The sequence below is a fragment of the Carnobacterium divergens genome (genome assembly GCF_900258435.1).
Classification (GTDB): Bacteria; Bacillota; Bacilli; order Lactobacillales; family Carnobacteriaceae; genus Carnobacterium; species Carnobacterium divergens_A.
The window spans coordinates 2,575,131-2,592,740 of record NZ_LT992558.1 but is presented as its reverse complement, the minus strand read 5'-3'; the positions used below and the strand labels follow the sequence as shown (position 1 = coordinate 2,592,740).

19 protein-coding genes are annotated in these 17,610 nt (G+C 36.3%); 12 read left to right on the top strand and 7 right to left on the bottom strand.

The window, feature by feature from the left end; all coding sequences use genetic code 11:
- Window positions 1-19: 19 nt before the first annotated feature.
- Window positions 20-760 (bottom strand): nucleoside phosphorylase, encoded by a 741-nt coding sequence (locus CDIMF43_RS13015; RefSeq protein ID WP_074401560.1) that lies wholly within the window; start codon window positions 758-760, stop codon window positions 20-22.
- Window positions 761-1,024: 264 nt separating this feature from the next.
- Between CDIMF43_RS13015 and nifJ the strand changes: the two genes are divergently transcribed.
- The 4 genes from nifJ to CDIMF43_RS12995 all read left to right on the top strand — a co-directional run bounded on the left by nifJ (window position 1,025) and on the right by CDIMF43_RS12995 (window position 6,950).
- Window positions 1,025-4,585: a pyruvate:ferredoxin (flavodoxin) oxidoreductase gene (gene nifJ, locus CDIMF43_RS13010; protein WP_109842257.1), complete on the top strand. Its 3,561-nt coding sequence runs from the start codon at window positions 1,025-1,027 to the stop codon at window positions 4,583-4,585.
- A gap of 235 nt (window positions 4,586-4,820) precedes the next feature.
- Window positions 4,821-5,279, top strand: coding sequence for an ASCH domain-containing protein (locus CDIMF43_RS13005; protein WP_074401816.1), 459 nt, complete (start codon window positions 4,821-4,823; stop codon window positions 5,277-5,279).
- A gap of 32 nt (window positions 5,280-5,311) precedes the next feature.
- The gene (rpiA, locus tag CDIMF43_RS13000; RefSeq protein WP_109842256.1) at window positions 5,312-5,983 is read left to right on the top strand and encodes a ribose-5-phosphate isomerase RpiA; all 672 of its coding nucleotides are present in this window, start codon (window positions 5,312-5,314) and stop codon (window positions 5,981-5,983) included.
- Between the two features lie 208 nt (window positions 5,984-6,191).
- Entirely contained in the window at window positions 6,192-6,950 is a 759-nt protein-coding gene (locus CDIMF43_RS12995) for a formate/nitrite transporter family protein (protein WP_109842255.1), read from the top strand.
- 36 nt (window positions 6,951-6,986) lie between these two features.
- Here CDIMF43_RS12995 and CDIMF43_RS12990 read toward each other — a convergent pair whose 3' ends face one another.
- Window positions 6,987-7,193: a pyrimidine-nucleoside phosphorylase gene (locus CDIMF43_RS12990; protein ID WP_109842385.1), complete on the bottom strand. Its 207-nt coding sequence runs from the start codon at window positions 7,191-7,193 to the stop codon at window positions 6,987-6,989.
- Between the two features lie 162 nt (window positions 7,194-7,355).
- Between CDIMF43_RS12990 and gpmA the strand changes: the two genes are divergently transcribed.
- The 3 genes from gpmA (at window position 7,356) to CDIMF43_RS12975 (ending at window position 9,701) form a co-directional block, all read left to right on the top strand.
- Complete coding sequence (gene gpmA / locus CDIMF43_RS12985; protein WP_034568270.1) at window positions 7,356-8,039, top strand: 2,3-diphosphoglycerate-dependent phosphoglycerate mutase; 684 nt, start codon at window positions 7,356-7,358, stop codon at window positions 8,037-8,039.
- Window positions 8,040-8,680: 641 nt separating this feature from the next.
- A complete protein-coding gene (locus tag CDIMF43_RS12980; RefSeq protein ID WP_109842254.1) occupies window positions 8,681-9,388 on the top strand; it encodes an AzlC family ABC transporter permease in 708 nt (235 codons plus the stop codon).
- A complete protein-coding gene (locus CDIMF43_RS12975; protein WP_109842253.1) occupies window positions 9,378-9,701 on the top strand; it encodes an AzlD domain-containing protein in 324 nt (107 codons plus the stop codon). The genes CDIMF43_RS12980 and CDIMF43_RS12975 overlap by 11 nt, the downstream gene beginning before the upstream one ends.
- Before the next feature lie 43 nt (window positions 9,702-9,744).
- Here the strand turns inward: CDIMF43_RS12975 and CDIMF43_RS12970 are convergent, their stop codons facing one another.
- Complete coding sequence (locus tag CDIMF43_RS12970) at window positions 9,745-10,299, bottom strand: GDSL-type esterase/lipase family protein (RefSeq protein WP_109842252.1); 555 nt, start codon at window positions 10,297-10,299, stop codon at window positions 9,745-9,747.
- Between the two features lie 142 nt (window positions 10,300-10,441).
- Here CDIMF43_RS12970 and CDIMF43_RS12965 point away from each other — a divergent pair, with 142 nt between their 5' ends.
- Genes CDIMF43_RS12965 through CDIMF43_RS12955 form a run of 3 tightly spaced genes read left to right on the top strand, consistent with a single transcriptional unit; the run spans window position 10,442 to window position 12,457 of the window.
- Entirely contained in the window at window positions 10,442-10,981 is a 540-nt protein-coding gene (locus tag CDIMF43_RS12965; RefSeq protein WP_074401566.1) for an acyl-CoA thioesterase, read from the top strand.
- Between the two features lie 21 nt (window positions 10,982-11,002).
- Window positions 11,003-11,779 (top strand): GNAT family N-acetyltransferase, encoded by a 777-nt coding sequence (locus CDIMF43_RS12960; protein WP_109842251.1) that lies wholly within the window; start codon window positions 11,003-11,005, stop codon window positions 11,777-11,779.
- Between the two features lie 30 nt (window positions 11,780-11,809).
- Window positions 11,810-12,457, top strand: coding sequence for a Type 1 glutamine amidotransferase-like domain-containing protein (locus CDIMF43_RS12955; protein WP_162532955.1), 648 nt, complete (start codon window positions 11,810-11,812; stop codon window positions 12,455-12,457).
- A gap of 27 nt (window positions 12,458-12,484) precedes the next feature.
- On the opposite strand, the gene CDIMF43_RS12950 is transcribed toward CDIMF43_RS12955, so the two are convergent.
- Window positions 12,485-13,489 carry an oxidoreductase gene (locus tag CDIMF43_RS12950; RefSeq protein WP_414734764.1) on the bottom strand — a complete coding sequence of 335 codons (1,005 nt, stop codon included), beginning with the start codon at window positions 13,487-13,489 and terminating at the stop codon, window positions 12,485-12,487.
- An 81-nt stretch (window positions 13,490-13,570) separates the two neighbouring features.
- On the opposite strand from CDIMF43_RS12950, the gene CDIMF43_RS12945 reads away from it, so the two are divergent.
- On the top strand, window positions 13,571-14,032 hold the full coding sequence (locus CDIMF43_RS12945) for a GNAT family N-acetyltransferase (protein WP_109842249.1): 462 nt from the start codon (window positions 13,571-13,573) through the stop codon (window positions 14,030-14,032).
- Between the two features lie 100 nt (window positions 14,033-14,132).
- On the opposite strand, the gene CDIMF43_RS12940 is transcribed toward CDIMF43_RS12945, so the two are convergent.
- Window positions 14,133-15,269 (bottom strand): hypothetical protein, encoded by a 1,137-nt coding sequence (locus CDIMF43_RS12940; RefSeq protein ID WP_109842248.1) that lies wholly within the window; start codon window positions 15,267-15,269, stop codon window positions 14,133-14,135.
- Complete coding sequence (locus CDIMF43_RS12935; RefSeq protein ID WP_109842247.1) at window positions 15,270-15,962, bottom strand: ATP-binding cassette domain-containing protein; 693 nt, start codon at window positions 15,960-15,962, stop codon at window positions 15,270-15,272.
- A 144-nt stretch (window positions 15,963-16,106) separates the two neighbouring features.
- Here CDIMF43_RS12935 and CDIMF43_RS12930 point away from each other — a divergent pair, with 144 nt between their 5' ends.
- Window positions 16,107-16,433 (top strand): hypothetical protein, encoded by a 327-nt coding sequence (locus tag CDIMF43_RS12930; RefSeq protein WP_109842246.1) that lies wholly within the window; start codon window positions 16,107-16,109, stop codon window positions 16,431-16,433.
- A gap of 99 nt (window positions 16,434-16,532) precedes the next feature.
- Here CDIMF43_RS12930 and fni read toward each other — a convergent pair whose 3' ends face one another.
- Window positions 16,533-17,588 carry a type 2 isopentenyl-diphosphate Delta-isomerase gene (fni, locus tag CDIMF43_RS12925; RefSeq protein WP_109842245.1) on the bottom strand — a complete coding sequence of 352 codons (1,056 nt, stop codon included), beginning with the start codon at window positions 17,586-17,588 and terminating at the stop codon, window positions 16,533-16,535.
- Window positions 17,589-17,610: the final 22 nt, after the last annotated feature.

The following is a 17,610-nucleotide window of genomic DNA, read 5'->3' as shown; positions in this document are numbered from 1 at the left end:
TTATTTCCTGGGAAATCATTTATGTTAAACAAGCTGTTAACACCAATTCAGCAGCATTTTGATGAAGTATTTCATAGTCTGTATCTTCTATTTTTTCCTGATTCATACGGCTAAGATGTACCACTAAACAATTAGCAGCAGGAATTTGATAGAGAGAGGCTAATAAATAAAGCACAGCTGTTTCCATATCACAATTTAACACATGCCGCTCTTGCCAGAAAGACATGAAAGCAGGATCTCCTTTGGGTCCATTAGAAAGTTGAGGGTCTCTGCCTTGACCTAAGTAATAAGATTGCGTGGTCATGCCTAATCCAACATGACTAGTAAAGCCATCTTCTCTTGCTTTTGCAGTTAGTTTTCCGAGTAAAACTGGATCAGCAGTTGCAGGATAAGTATCCGGTACATAACTAGCTAGCATCCCTTTGTCCCGTACCATTCCATGGTTAAACATTAAATCACCTGCTTGAATGTCGTTACTCCAAGCACCACATCCTCCTAAACGAACAAATTGTTTAGCACCACTTTGAATCAGCTCGATTACAGCAATTTCGGTTGATCCTACGCCCATTCCAGTTGAACAAATAGAAACTCTTTTGCCCTTCCATAAGCCACTGACTAAAGTGAGTTCTCGATTTTGGGAGACGACTCGTGTCTGTTCCCAATTCTGAGAGATGAGTGTCACGCGAGCGGGGTCTCCTACTAAAAGAGTAAGCTCACCGAGATCATCGGAAGTGACGGTTTTTAAATGAGTGGTATTCATAGATATCCTCCAATTTTAGTATGATTAAAGAAATCAAACATATGATAAATTCCTACCTATTTTAACAAAAGTAAGGACGATTAGCAAAAAAGCACTAATTGTATTATTTCTTAACCTTATATGAAGCAATAATTCATGATGTTTTCGTGAAAAAACCTTCATTGACTTGTATTTATGATCTAAGAACATTAAAATAAAAGGGTTAATAGAAAATTATTTTTGCACAAACTTAGTTAAAACAACAAATTGAAAAGAGGAGAAGACATGAGAAAGCAAAAAACAATGGATGGCAATACGGCAGCGGCCTATATTTCATATGCGTTCACTGAAGTTGCAGCGATTTATCCAATTACCCCCAGTTCAACAATGGCCGAATTAGTGGATCAATGGTCATCAGATGGCAAGAAAAATTTATTTGGGCAAGAAGTGAAAGTTGTTGAAATGCAATCAGAAGCAGGCGCGGCAGGCGTTGTTCACGGGTCGCTAAAAACCGGAACGTTAACCTCGACCTACACCGCTTCACAAGGCTTGCTGTTGATGATTCCCAATATGTATAAAATCGCAGGCGAATTGTTGCCAACTGTTTTTCACGTTGCCAGTCGCGCAGTCACAACGAATGCGCTAAATATTTTTGGCGATCATAGTGACGTAATGGCAGCTCGTCAAACAGGTTTTGCCATGCTTTGTGAAGGCAGTGTTCAAGAAGTGATGGATTTATCTGCTGTTGCACATTTAGCGACACTAGAAAGTTCATTACCCTTTGTAAACTTTTTTGATGGCTTTCGTACAAGTCATGAGATTCAAAAAATCGATGTCTTAGAATACGATGAATTAAAAGGTCTTATGAACAAAGACGCTCTGACAGTCTTTCGTCATAATGGGATGAATCCAAATCATCCAACGGTTAGTGGAACAAACCAAAATCCTGATATTCATTTTCAACAAAGAGAAACGATTAATAGTCATTATGAAACTGTTCCAACGATCGTGAAACACTACATGGATGAAATCAACCAGTTGCGAGGAACGAATTATGATTTGGTGAATTATTATGGGCATGCTGAAGCAACAGAAGTTCTTGTTGCAATGGGCTCTGTGACGCCGGTTATTGAAGAAGTTGTGGACTATTTAAATAGTCAAGGCAAGCAAGTGGGCTTGATGAATATTCGCTTGTATCGTCCATTTCCAGTTGCAAGCTTTATTGAGCAGTTGCCAAAAACAGTCGAAAGAATTGCTGTTTTAGATCGTACAAAAGAACCAGGAGCAGGTGGAGAGCCACTTTTATTAGATGTTCAAAGTGTCCTTTATGATTCAGCGATACGTCCAAAAGTAATTGGTGGACGATATGGTCTAGGATCAAAAGACGTGACGTCAAGCGATATTTTAGGGATTTTTGACCATTTAAGTCAAGATGAAACGTCATTGAAACCGAGATTTACAGTTGGAATCGTGGATGATGTGACGTATTTATCCTTGCCTAAAGGGGAAAAAATTGATTTAACACCAGCTGGAACGTATCAAGCAAAATTCTGGGGCTTTGGTAGTGATGGAACGGTGGGAGCGAATAAATCAGCCATTAAATTGATTGGGGATCATACTGATTTGTATGCACAAGGGTATTTTTCCTATGATTCTAAAAAGTCTGGCGGATTGACCGTTTCCCATTTACGCTTTGGTCAAGAGCCAATCAAATCAAGCTTTTTAATTGAAACAGCTGATTTTGTTGCCTGCCATACTGCGGCGTATTTAAATCAATACGATCTCGTTAAAGGCTTGAAAAAAGGCGGTATTTTCTTGTTAAATACAGCTTGGGACGATGAACAACTTAGCAAAATGCTGCCAACTAAATTAAAGAAATACCTAGTTGAAAATGATATCCAATTTTATACCATTAATGCGGTTAAGTTAGCGAATGAAGTTGGATTAGGCCGACGGATCAATACAATTATGCAAACTGCTTTTTTCAAGGTAACAGAAATTATGCCGTTTGAGGAAGTCGTGGATTTGATGAAAGCTGATGCAATGGCGGTTTATGGGAAAAAATCTATTAAAATTGCAGAGACCAACCAAAAAGCGATTGATGCAGCAGTTGAATTAGTTCATAAAGTGACGATTCCTGAAAGTTGGGCAACGGAAGAAGTTAGTGAAGAAGAGCGAGACACAAGTCATTTGCCAAAATTTGTTTTCAATATTTTAGAACCGATGAATCGTCAAGAAGGAGATTCTTTAACAGTTAAAAACTTAATCGATAACAAGATGACAAGTGGCGAAATCCCAGTTGGTATGGCTGCTTATGAAAAACGTGGGGTTGCTTTAGAAGTCCCAGAATGGATTCCTGAAAATTGTACCATGTGTAATGAATGTGCCTTTGTTTGCCCTCATGCAGCGATTCGTCCGTTTTTAGCAGATGAAGAAGAAATGGAAGAAGCACCAGCTGGTTATATTGTACGGGATATCCGTGGAGCAGATGGATTGAACTACCGTATCCAAGTGGCAGTAGATGATTGTACAGGTTGTGGGTTGTGTGTGGCCGCTTGTCCGGCTAAAGAAAAAGCCATTCAAATGCGTCCATATGAAGAACAAAAAGAGCAAGCTGTTAACTGGGCGTTCTCAATGACGTTAAAAGCAAAAGCAAACCCATTTAAGAAAAATACAGTTAGAGGATCACAATTTGAACAACCGTTAATGGAATTTTCAGGCGCTTGTTCTGGTTGTGGTGAAACCCCTTATGTGAAATTGTTGACGCAATTATTTGGCGATCGAATGATGATTGCTAATGCAACAGGCTGTTCTTCTATTTGGGGAGGATCAAGTCCTGCAACTCCTTATACAACGAATAGTGAAGGTTGTGGCCCTGCGTGGTCAAACTCTTTATTAGAAGACAATGCTGAATATGGTTACGGAATGCATTTAGCAAATCAATCAAGACGGGAAGGCATTGCCCTTAAAATGATTGAAGCCATTGAAGCGGGTATTCCAAGTGATGGGTTAAAAGAAGCTTTTGAAAATTGGATGAATGGCATGCTTGAAGGTGAAGGGACTAAGGAACGTGCCAATGAGCTGTTATTTGCTCTGCTTCAAGAAAAAGAACAAGCGCCAATTTTGGAAGAGATTTATCAAGAGCGGAATCTTTTCATTAAACCGAGTCAATGGATGATTGGCGGCGACGGCTGGGCTTATGATATCGGCTTTGGCGGAATCGATCACGTTTTAGCGAGTGGCGAAGATGTAAATATGTTGGTGATGGATAACGAAGTTTACTCGAATACAGGCGGCCAAACATCAAAAGCAACCCCAACTTCTGCGATTGCAAAATTTGCAGCTAGTGGAAAGTACGCTTCTAAAAAAGATTTAGGGATGATGGCAATGAGTTACGGAAATGTATACGTGGCACAAATCGCTTTAGGAGCCAACCAAGCTCAAACGATTAAAGCTTTTGAAGAAGCTGAAAAATTCCCAGGCCCCTCATTGATTATTGCGTATACACCGTGTATTGTTCATGGTTTGGTAGGCGGTATGGGCAACGCCTTGAAGGAAACGAAGGAAGCAGTTGATTCTGGTTATTGGTCATTGTATCGCTTTAATCCGTTGTTAAGTGAAAAAGGGAAAATCCCAATGATTCTTGATTACAAAAAGCCTCAATTTGCGGATATGAAAGAATTTATGATGACCCAAACGCGCTTCTCATCTCTTTCAAAAGCCAATCCTAGCGTTGCAGATCATTTGTTTGAAAAAACGGTGGAAGACGCAAAAATACGCTTTTATAATTATGCTAGAATGACAGGTCAAGAAGAAAAAATTAAATCAAAACTCGAAAAAGAATAAGAAGGAAAAGCTTCAAGTCTAAAAGATTTGAAGCTTTTTTATTGGGGTACAGTATAAGAGACATCTTCATTCTCAGAGATTATCTCCTATCCTTGAAAAAAATATGGTACAATAAGACTGGTCTTAAACAAAATTTAATAAAATAACTAACACGTCCTAGTAAATTGAGAGGATTTATTTTATTGATTCACGACGCAATGTGTTATTAGTTGCGAAAGAAAGAATGGTGTTTGATATGGAAAATGAATCCGCAAAACAGCTTTGGCAGAATTTTAAATTACAAAATCCAAACGTACCAGATACGTACTCTGTTTGGGCATTTGGCGACTCAAAAGAAATGGCCGATGAACTTTCAGCATTGGTGCTTTCAGGGTTGAAAACAGCTACTTGTAGTGCGTTGCATGGTTATAAATTAGAAAACGAGCCGATTCCAAAAGCTGGTGATTATTCAGTTATTTTGGATGGAAATGGTGAAGCAATGGGGATTGTTCAAAATCGTAAAGTAACAATTTACTCTTTTGAAGAAGTTCCAGAAACCATCGCTTACGAAGAAGGGGAAGGCGATCGAACCCTAGCCTACTGGCGTGAAGAACATGAAGCGTTTTTCAAGCGTGAATTCGCTGAAATGGATTGGGAGTTTAGCCCCTCAATGGAGATTGTGTGCGAACAATTTGAATTGGTTTATGCGGCTTAAAATAAATAGATAACTTTTAGGAGGAACGAGACGTGAATTTAAAGCAGATGGTTGGAGAAAAAGCAGCTGAATACATCAAAGAGGGTATGGTAGTTGGATTAGGAACAGGGTCTACTGCTTACTACATGGTGGAAGCTTTAGGACGTAGAGTGAATGAAGGTTTGAATATTATTGGTGTAACGACGTCAACAAGAACGAAGGAACAGGCTGAAGGCTTAGGCATTCCACTTAAAAGTGTAGACGAAGTAGATGTGATTGACATTACGATTGACGGAGCAGATGAAATCAGTCGTGACTTTCAAGGCATTAAAGGCGGCGGCGGTGCACTGTTATTTGAAAAAATCGTAGCAGATTATTCTAAAAAAGTGATTTGGATTGTAGACGAAAGCAAAATGGTTGATGAATTAGGCACGTTCCCATTGCCAATCGAAGTCATGCCTTACGGAAGTCTTCAATTGTTTAAAATTTTTGAGGCAAAAGGCTATCAACCAGAATTTCGCTTAGATGAAGCTGGTGAAAAATATGTAACAGATGGCGGTCACTTATTGATTGATTTAAACATGAAAGAAATCAAGGAACCACATGCCTTAGCAACGTGGTTAGATGGCTTAACAGGCGTGGTAGAGCATGGCTTGTTTTTAGATCGTGTGAATACTGTCATTGTGGGTTATGAGAATGGTCCAGTTGTGAAAGAAGTGCGTTAATTCAACTAGTTAAAGGAGATTGACAAAAACGACTAATGAATCGTTTTTGTCGATCTCTTTTTTTGAATCCACTTTTTATTAAATCTTGTGAAAAAAAACACAAAAAAGATTGTAATTTCAAAAAAATCAAGTAAAATAAGAAAGTATTAGAACTTATAAATGATAAAATACGATTTAATTAATTAATCAGTAGGAGTGAAATGAAACGATGTACACACCAGATGAAATTCTAGACATTACCATCCAAATGGGCAAAAAGAAAATTGCCAAACCGTTATCAAGTAAGCTATTACTTGGATTTGTAGGAGGGGCGATGATTTCGTTAGGCTATTTAGCTTATATTCGGGTTGCCTCGTCAATGATTGAAGAATGGGGAAGTTTTGCAAGCTTTATTGGCGCTTGTGTTTTCCCAATCGGTTTGATTGTGATTCTTTTAGGTGGAGGCGAGTTGATTACAGGAAATATGATGGCTGTTTCGGCTGCTTGGTTGGATAAAAAGGTAACAATGAAAGAATTGCTTATCAATTGGTTGACGATTACAGTAGCTAACATTGTTGGCGCACTTTTCGTAGCGTACTTTTTTGGTCATATCGTAGGCTTAACAAGTTCAGGTGCTTTTTTACATGAAACAGTCACTTTAGCTCAAGGGAAAGTTGCGGCTAGTCCGCTGCAAGCCTTTATTTCAGGAATCGGCTGTAATTGGTTTGTAGGATTAGCTTTATGGTTATGTTACGGTGCTAAAGATGCATCAGGTAAGATGTTAGGGATTTGGTTTCCTGTCATGACCTTTGTTGCGATTGGGTTTCAACATAGTGTGGCTAATTTGTTCGTGATTCCAGCTGCGATCTTTGAAGGTGGTGCAACTTGGAGTCAACTGATTCAAAATTTTGTTCCAGTTTATTTAGGCAATATTGTTGGTGGAGCTGTATTTGTCTCAGCGTTATACTACAAAGCCTTAAAACATTAATAAAAAAACGAATTCCATTAGTGGAATTCGTTTTTTTTATTTATCTGGATTTGCAAAAAAGAAACGGATAATTGATACAAATACAAAGAAAAAGCCGCCAATTAAAATTAAATCCATAATGACATGAATGTAGATCATCAAGCCACCGTTTTTTACTGCATTTTCAAGAAAAGGCATTGTTAAGTAACAAATAAAATAAATAATACTAATCAACCAAGCGCTATAAACGATTTTTTTTAACATAAAATGAATCGTTCCCTTCATTCAAAATGATAGAGTATTTGTTGGAAAAGGACTCTTTACGTATCATAGCAAATCTCTTTTCGTTCTACAAATAAAATTTTCGCATATTCTAGTATTTAGGTGTACAATAGTTGTATCAACAAGAGGAAAGTAGGGATTTTAATGAAATTAGTTTTTGTACGTCACGGACTGAGTGATTGGAATGCCTTGAATCAATTTACCGGTTGGGTGGATGTTGATTTAAGTGAAGCAGGATTAGCAGAAGCAACGGAAGCAGGTCGTAAAATCAAAGAAGCAGGCCTTGAATTTGATGTTGCCTTTACTTCTGTCTTAAAAAGGGCCATTAAAACCTGTCACATCGTGTTAGAAGAATCTGATCAATTATGGGTTCCAGAAGTAAAATCTTGGCGCTTAAATGAACGTCATTATGGAGCGTTACAGGGCTTAAATAAAAAAGAAACAGCTGAAAAATATGGTGCAGACCAAGTTCAATTATGGCGTCGTTCGTATGATACCTTGCCACCATTATTGGCACCAACGGATCCAGGATCTGCAACAAATGACCGTCGCTATGCAAACTTACAAAAAAGTCGTATTCCAATGGGTGAAAATTTGAAAGTAACGCTAGAACGCGTTATTCCTTTCTGGGAAGATCAAATCGCTCCAGCTATCTTGGATCACAAAACTGTTTTAGTAGCAGCACATGGCAATTCATTGCGTGCCTTAGCAAAATACATTGAGGGCATTTCAGATGACGATATTATGGCATTGGAAATTCCAACAGGTCAACCGTTAGTTTATGAATTAAATGAAGATTTATCGGTTAGTAAAAAATATTATTTATAAAAAAGGAACCAATTGTTTTGTTGCTTATTCCGTTGCTGTTCTTAAAATTAGTTGCAAAAAGCATTCTTGTAAACTCTACAAGAATGCTTTTTTTTTACAACTTATTTTAGAATATGTAATCTTCTTTTATTTTAATCCGTAAGAGAGCTGTCTAATTAGGCAACAGTAAACCTAATTGAAAGAAAAAAAGAAAAGTTTGCACTGTTAAATAGAGTATATCGATAAAAATTATAACCCATGCTGTTAAATAAAAACTTTTTTCATAACGGGAAAATTTCAATAAATTGTAAATTCCACATATAGAGCTTAAAAAGATACAGGTTAATCCCAATATGTACATAAAAATTCGAATAGTTAAAAAGTCTTTAAACATAAAAAATAGATTATGTAAAGAAAAGCTCATTAGTAAAAAAAATGTACTTAGAGCTAAATAGTGTACTTTGATTTTATTCAATTTAAATTTTCCTTTCTACTAATATAGTATGATTCATTTTATTACGTCTTTTATTTTAACGTTTCTTGCCATTTTTGTGAAGAGATAAATAGAGAAATTTTTTAGACTGGATTTTTATTAAAAATAAATGAAAAAAAGATGAGATTTTATGCTATAATGGCAGATACAATTGTGGGGATACATAAATATGAGAAAGCAAGAATGGTTAGAGGCTTTAAAGGTCATTTATCCAGTAACAATTGGTTTTGTATCATTGGGAATGGCTTGTGGAATGGTGTTGTATGATGCTGGATTCAGCCCGTTAAGTATTTTATTAATGAGCTTGCTTGTATATGCAGGAGCTTCACAATTTATGGTGGCTTCGATGCTTGTGATGGGGGCAACAGTGCCGGCAATGATTATGATGACGTTTTTTTTAAATTTAAGACATGTTCTAATGAGTTCAAGTATGTCAACGCATTTTAAAAACAGTTCGATTCCAATGATTTTCTTGTACACGCACTCCTTAGCAGATGAGAGCTATGCAGTGAATTACAATCAATTTCATAATCATGAATGGAGTGAGACGAAGGCCTTGAAAACAGGGATTATTCCGTATGTCGTTTGGGGAATAAGTACTTTTATAGGAGGAATTATTGGCAGTAATTTAAGCATTAATACAACGATTATGAACTATGTGCTGATTGCGATGTTTATTTGCTTATTAGTGATGCAGTTTGTTTCTCCATTATTTTTAGTAGTAGGGATTGTTGCAGGCTTTTTTTCGGTGGTGTTAATGATTTTATTGAAGCATAATATTGCCTTAGTTATTGCGGCTATTCTAGCTTCTTTTGTGGGATTTTTCATAGATCAGTATTTGACTTCCAAAAAAGGGGCGGTGTCTGATGAGTCGTGAACAGCTTTATTTAATTTTGGGAATGGCAGTAGTAACCTATTTACCAAGAATGTTGCCGATGTTGCTATTAAGCAATCGGGAAATTCCACCTAAGTTTGTGAAATGGATGTCCTTTATTCCAGTTTCTATTTTTTCTGCGCTAATTTGTTCAGATATCTTTTTCTGGCAAGGAGCGTTTTCGATAAATCCGGTTACGAATTTAAAATTAGTACCTGCCGTACTTATTTTGTTTGTCGCTTATTGGACTAAAAATATTATGTGGTCGATTCTTTTTGGCGTTGCAGGGATTTCTTTAATGGTTTCTCTTTTTTAATCAATAAAAAGACAGCTCTTTTTTGAGAGGGCTGTCTTCTTGTTTAAGCTTTGATGGCTTTTGCAATCTCCTCGGCTAAAACGTCATAGCCGATTTCGCTAAAGTGAAAACCGTCTTCTTGAAGGCAATCTAAATAATTAGGTCGATCTAGCATAGCCAATTGCAATTCAGCTAGCTTTGTTTGGTATTGAGTTGCCAATTCACGGACGATATTTCCATAATGGATTAAGCGACTATTTGGGCGTTCTGCTTGTTGGAGTGCCTGATTGCTTAAAGCAGGTGTGATTAAAATTACTTTTGACGCTCCAATGGTTTCAATCATCTTAGTTAGATGGAGTCGATACTCGTCAATTGGCACCAGTAGACCAGTGGATGCGTCATTTGAACCAAAGAATACAGTAACGAAATCTGGTTGTTTGCTTAAAACGTGTTTTTCTAAGCGAGCAATGCCATCGACTGTCGTGTCTCCAGGGATTCCGACATTTAGAATTGTTTCTTCTGGAAAATAGGTAGCTAATTTTTTAGTTAAAATGGGAGAAACAAAATCATTGGCATAGCCAGCTGTAATACTGTCTCCAAATAAAATAAGTTTACGCATAAAGGATCTCCTCTCTCTGATTTTTATTATAGAGGAAGTTAAAAAAATCTGCTAGTTTATTTGAAGGCAATTAAAGGGAATTTTAAAAGGAAATAATGATATAATAAGTAAGAAGGAATCAACTATTGGAGGAATTAGGATCATGAATCAAGAAACAAAGCGTTTAACAAAAACTTGTGGAGAGTCGAGAGTTGTTCAAACTCATCGTGTTTTTCCCTATGATTTAAATCAACATAAGACCTTATTTGGTGGAAAATTAATGAGTCTGATTGATGACACAGCATCTATTTCGGCTACGCGTCATAGCAGAGCTGTTTGTGTAACAGCGTCAACCGATTCGCTTGATTTTTTACATCCTATTTTTGAGGATCATTCTGTTTGTGTTGAAACCTATGTGACAGGAGTAGGCAAACGCTCAATGGAGATTTTTGCAAAAGTGATGGGAGAAGAGCTGTTAACTGGAAAGCGTTATTTAGCGGCAACAAGCTTTATGACTTTTGTGGCTGTTCCAACAGCTGAGCATCCAACGATTGTTGTGCCACTGATTGAGGCTGCTACAAAAGAAGAAAAAATGGTCTGTAGTGGATATGAAGAGCGTCGTCAAAAAAGAATCGCAAACCATCAATTTAATGAAGCGTTTGCGGATAGTATGACAACCAACACACCATGGTCAGCTACTTGATAAAAAAGGGGAGGGGCTTTTTTGCTTAGAAAATGCACAGAAAAAGATAAAAAGCGGTTATTAGACTATTTAGAAAAAGAACCAGAGTTAAACTTGTTTACAATAGGGGACATTGAGATGTATGGCTTTGATTCGTCGAGTCAAGATGTTTGGTGTTATGAAAATGAGGCGTTGGAAATTGAAGGCGTTCTATTACGGTATAAAAAGAATCTCATCCCTACCCACAGTATTGATTTTTCTGGAATCGAGGAATTTATTTCCTTGATTCGAACCCTTGATTTTACTTATTTATCAGGAAAACAAGCGATTTTAAAGGACTATCAAGAGGCTTTTCCATCATTGATTGCCACAAGTACTTATTTTGCTGAATGTCAGAAGTTAGCGGAAAAAGTGGATACGACAAGAGTGGAGGATTTAGAAGTTGAAAGTATTTCCGATTATTGTCAACTGTTAGCCACGTGCTTTGATAGTTGGGACGTTGCGAAAGAAGAAGTAGCGGATAAAATCAATTCAGGTAAAGCAGTGATTAAAATTGTTAAAAATCAAGCTGGCAAAGTTGTAGCGGGTGGAGAGGTCTCGGTTGAAAGCCAGACTTCTGGAATGATTATTGGCGTAGGGACGTTACCTGAAGAGCGTGGTTATGGTTTTGCCTCAGCGGTGGTGTCAGAGTTGGTTAACCATTGCCATGAGCAAGGAAAATCGGCTTGTTTGTTTTATCATAATCCAGTAGCCGGGAAAATCTATAAACGATTAGGATTTCAAGATTTAGATCAATGGATGATGTTGAATAAAAAGTAGAGAGTAGGCGCATCAATGGTGGATAAAAAAGTGAAAAAAATTATTTTAGGTGGTGGAACACCGCCACCAAGTAAGGAAATCATTGATTATGCGACAGAAGGTTTATCCTCAGGGGCGCGAATTTTATATTTAACGCTTCGAGTAGGTGGAGCGGTAAAATATCAAGAACAATGCCGTCAGCTATTTTATGAAGCCGGCTTTACTCATTTTGAAACGATTTGTGGAGATGATGTGGAAAAAGAGATTCTCATAAAAGCTATCCAGTCAGCAGAGTTGATTTTGATTGGCTCTGGGAATACCTTGAAATATCACCGGATTTACAGCAAAGGCGAAGTAAAAAAAGTGTTAATTGAAGCCTATTACTCAGGGGTTCCTTTAGTAGGATTTTCAGCGGGAAGCTTGATTATGCCAGAAACAATGTTGGTTTCCTATAAGGATAATCTGTTTGGAATCCGTGTGAAAAAAGGATTGGGACTAGTAACGGATTGCGTCATTAGTGCACATTATTCAAAATGGCGGGAACACCGAATGTTACGAGCAGGACTAAAAAAAGCCAAGGTACCAATTGGCTACGGCATCAATGATGACAGCTATCTGGTTTTTGAAAACAATCGTCCTCGCTTTTTTGGGACGATTTATATCGAACGAAACCATCAAATAAAAAAAAGCCTCGTCTAACGAAAACGTTAGGCGAGACTCTTTAGCTTAATGGATTCTTACTAAAGTACGACCAGTCATTTCACCGGATAAAATCTTGTTAAAGGCAGTAGGCAATTCGCTCAAGGTAATTTCATTGTCGATCATCATTTCTAAATGGTCGGGTTTCATAGTAGTTGCAAGGCGATTCCAAAGGCTTTTTCTTAACGCCATAGGACAACTTACGGAATCAATTCCTGTTAAGTGAATCCCTCTTAGAATAAATGGAAGAACGGTTGAATCAAAGTGAAGGCCTCCAGTATTACCGCTTAAAGCGAGTGTCCCACCGTAGCTTAATTGGGCTAACCATTGGGTAAGTCCGTGACCACCAACAGGATCGATGATTCCTTGCCAAATTTGTTTTTCTAACGGTTTGATTTTTTCCAATTGAAGTTCAGCAGGTGTTGTAACGGTTGTTGCTCCAATGTTGTGTAAATAGTCTGTCGAAGCAGTAGCTTTTCGAGAGGCAGCAGTGATTTGTTGATAGCCTAGTTTGTTTAGCATCGCAATAGCCATACTTCCAACGCCTCCTGTAGCGCCAGTCACAAGAATTGAATCCGTTACTGCCAATGGATTTTGCTCCAGCGCGTGAATGGATAACGCAGCCGTAAAGCCGGCTGTTCCAATAATCATCGCTTCTTTTAACGTTAAGCCAGTTGGTAATGGAACAATCCATTTACTAGGGACGCAGGCATACTCGCTAAATCCACCAAAATGAGCAGTTCCTAGCTGATAGCCAGTGACCAATACGTTGTCTCCAATGTTAAAATTGGCATCTGTAGAAGAAACAATTTCACCGCTTAAATCGATTCCAGGTATCATCGGGTAGTTTCGAACGACCCCACCGCCTTTTTTTGTAGCTAAGGCGTCTTTGTAGTTTACGCTAGAATAATGGACTTTAATAAGGCATTCTCCTGTAGGTAAATCACTTAAAGTAAGTTCTTCAATTGCTGTTTGGATGGTCTCCGATTCATTTTTTGCCAGTAAAGCTTTAAAGTTAGTCAACTGTATCACACTCCTAATCATTGTTTATACTCTCTTTACTATAAAGGGAAATGATAGAAAATGCGAGGATAAAAAGAAAGGAAGAGATGGATGATACACTTTCAATCAATTGAAAAAAAGAAGCGAGACCCTTATTTTGACCTGTTGTTGATTGGAGATGAGGGGGTTACTGAAGTTGAAAAGTACCTTGATAAGGGAGAGCTATTGTTAGTGTTAATGGATCAGTTTACGATAGGTGTGATGTTATTTATTCCAGTTGATCAAACAACAATTGAATTGATTAACTTTGGTCTTTTACCTGAATGGCAAAAGAAAGGTTTTGGTGGACAGGCATTAATGTTAGCGATAGCTTATTACCGTGAACGCTATCAAAAAATGGAAGTAGGGACAGGGAACTCTAGCTTAGACAATTTAGCATTTTATCAAAAATGTGGATTTCGGATGGTAGCAATTAAATCAAATTTTTTTAGCAACTATGCAGAACCCATTTACGAAAATGGTATTCGGTGTTTGGATTTGGTTGTTCTTGAAAAAACGATTGAGAACAACTAAAAAAAGATAATTCAGTTGATAAATGATGTATGTAGCGAACCTCTTATAGGAGGTTCTTTTTTTATAGATTTGCCTGGAAACTACTTAATCGTCTAGAACGTTATTTTGGAAATTTATTATAAATAAGCCTTTTAGGAAATTTAATTAGAATAATCAATAGGAGTATTAAACAAATGCTTATACTAAAAAGCAATAATAGAAGACCATTATTAAAAGTAATAGTAGGATTAGTAATTGGTTGAAATCCACTTCCTCCAACTATTATGTGAGAGATATCAATGTAACTCAAAATAATAAAAGGCTTTAGATTATGATTTATAAAGGTATTTAATAAGTCATATTGTCCCAATACTAGAGGAAGTATGAGTACGGAGATATTTAGGAGTAAATTGCTAGATAAAATGGATAAAAATAAACCTATTAGTCCGAGGAAAATACAAAATAAAAAAAGAAAGAAAAGGACTTTAAATACAAAATTACTAGTAGAAATAATACTTACTTCACTGTTATTTTGGATGGTAGCAATAGGATATCTGGTATTACCTAAGCCATTTTTTATCCCTACTATCGAAAGTACGAGAACAAATACACCAATAATATTTAATAGAATGGCTAGTATATTAGCAAAAAATTTAACAAAAAAGAGTTTTAGATAGGTTTTAGGAGAATTATTGTAAATAATAAAGTTATTTTTTCTATAATCAAGGTTAAAAATGTAGGCAATGTGAAAACTTATTAAAATTAAAAGGACTAAAACAAATTGTGGCATTGATATTAGTAGACTCAGATAATTGACACTTCCCAAATCTTTGGAATTCTCACTTATTTTTTCAATACCGTGAGTAGTCAAATAGTGGAGTACCGCAACTTTAGTTTTCTGATCTATTAAAGAACCCGCGTTTAATTTTCCAGCTTCCATATCTTCTAAATTTTTATGCTCATACTTTAATTCACTATCTAACATTTTTTTACTATTTTCATTTTTTATCGATGCAATCAGCTCTCCTAGATAACCATTCACTTCTTTTAAATCGCTTACAGTCTCTGTAGCGGTAGGGTCATTTTTAATATTTTCGATAGTTTTATTATTTTCTTTGAAGTTACTTTCGTAGTATTGTATATAATCAAATTGAGAATGACCTAAAAGAAATGGAGTGAAAATGACTAAAGCAAGCAGTGCGGATAGAATATAAATCGTTTTTTCTCTATAAATTTTTAATAATTCAAATTTTAACATTTAGTCCCTCCTAATAGTGAAAATGCTATTATATTGTTCTTTTAAGGTTTTGTAATCTAAAGAAGCTTCCTTTACAGAACCGTTAACTAAAAAATAGATAGTATCGCATATTTTACTTGTTTCAAAAATATTATGAGAAGACAATAATAGCGTTTTTCCTTCCTTTTTTAATGATAAAAAAATAGTTGCTATGTTTTCAATGTTTTCGATATCCAGCCCATTCAAAGGTTCATCAAATATAATAAAATTAGCCCCGCTTGCAATAGCAACTGCTACCAAAACTTTTTGTTTCATACCTAAAGATAAACATTTTATTTTTTTGTCTTTATACGTTCTAATTCCTACAAAATCAATAATTTTATTAATGTCACAGTCATGTTCCCATAATTTTGAAATAAATCGCATATTTTCATGTGCAGTTAAATTTTGAACTAATTGTTGGGAATTTTCTAAAAAAAAAAAATTCTTATTAAATTGTTTCTTATTTGTGAAAGACTCTGAATTAATAGTTATATTTCCAGTCTTTATAGGTAATAGATTAGCTAAAGCTTTAAATAAAGTTGTTTTTCCAGTCCCGTTTGGAGCAACAATACAAGTAATTGTTCCTTTATTTAGTTCTATTGAGAGGCCTTTTATTAAATTTTCTTTTTTTATGTCCACAGATAAGTTCGTAATGATGGTTCCTTCTTTCAAAATACCCTCCTCCTTTATATGTTGAATTGCAAGTGTGTTAAATTATAATAACATTAAAATAAAATTAAAAAAAGGGTGTTTTTCTAATTTGTTTTACGTTATTATTATTTAAGTTATAAAAATAAATAAAAAAGGGGATTGGTTATGAATAAAAAGATTATTTTTGTTGGTGCGTTAGCCACATTTATAGGATTTAATTTTTTTAGTATAGTAGTTAGTGCAAATGGAATTGAGAATACTCAAAGTAGTATTCAATCTAGAGCCCACATAGGTTCGGTTGTAAGGTATTTTCATCAGTATCAAACGAGAGCTACGGGGAATTGGGCTCCTAATCTTCATCGTTACGAATACGGTTCTATTAGTGTTCGTAATGGATATGCACCAAATGGATATACTTATCTAGGAACAACTAGTCGTTCAAACTGGATTACACTAGAACATAGATTTTCTCAAAACTATCGTGTTTGGTGAAAATAAAAAAGTAAAACCTGTTTTTATAGGTTTTACTTTTTTATTTGATAGAGTTATCTATCTTTATTTTGAGATATAGGTATATTTGAAAGTGCTTTTTTAAGATCGCTTCGCAAACTGCTGGTAATCAATTTCTCTAGCTAGGCACCAATCACGAACAGATCCACTAATAATAAGATCGGTTTCTTGCAATTCAGGAAGGGTCTTTTTACCAAGGAGCGTCATCATGAGTTTTAGTTCTTCTTGCCAGTTTTCAATTGTTTGAATGGTTGAATCAACGCCATCGTTTAAAATAGAATGTAGGAAGAAGCCTGATGCACCGACTGCTTTGGCACCTAAAGAAAGGGATTTAATAATGTCGAAGGAATTTCGTACGCCACCAGAAGCAAGGAGATTCATTTTCGTTAAGAAAGGTTGAGCTTCCAATAAAGAAACAATCGTTGATTGTCCCCAATTCTCTAAGAAATCAAGAGAATGAGAAGCACGACGAACATTTTCAATGGCAGCAAAATTAGTACCGCCTCGTCCACTTAAATCAACTGTTTCTACCCCAATTTCATTTAACAACGAAAGGGTATTGCGGCTCATTCCAAAGCCAACTTCTTTGACAATCACAGGCACATCCACTTGTTTCACGACGGTTTCGATTGAGGTTAGCCAATGATGAAAATCACGATCGCCTTCAGGCATAATCAGCTCTTGAGGGGCATTTACGTGTAATTGAATCGCATTTGCTTGAAGCATGTCAATGGCGCGAAGTGCATTTTCAACTGAATGATCTGCACCAAGATTTGCAAAAATAAGACCAGTTGGATTGTATTGGCGCAACACCTTGAAGGAATTAGTGACGCTAGGGTCTTTTAAAGCAGCGCTTTGTGAACCAGAAGCAATCGCAACACCAGTAGCTGCCGCTACTTGCGCAAGCTGAGCATTGATTTTTTCTGTTTTTTCACTTCCACCAGTCATTGCATTGATATAAAAAGGAGAGGACAGATGAAAATCTAAAAAGGAAGTACGAATATCCACATCATTAACAGCCATTTCAGGAAAAGAGTGATGGACAAAGGCTAGTGCATCATAGTCTGATTGTTTTGGTTTGTTGAAAAATTTTTCAGCAATTTCAACATGTTCATTTTTACGATTTAATTGGGACACTGTACATTCCTCCTAGCTGAAT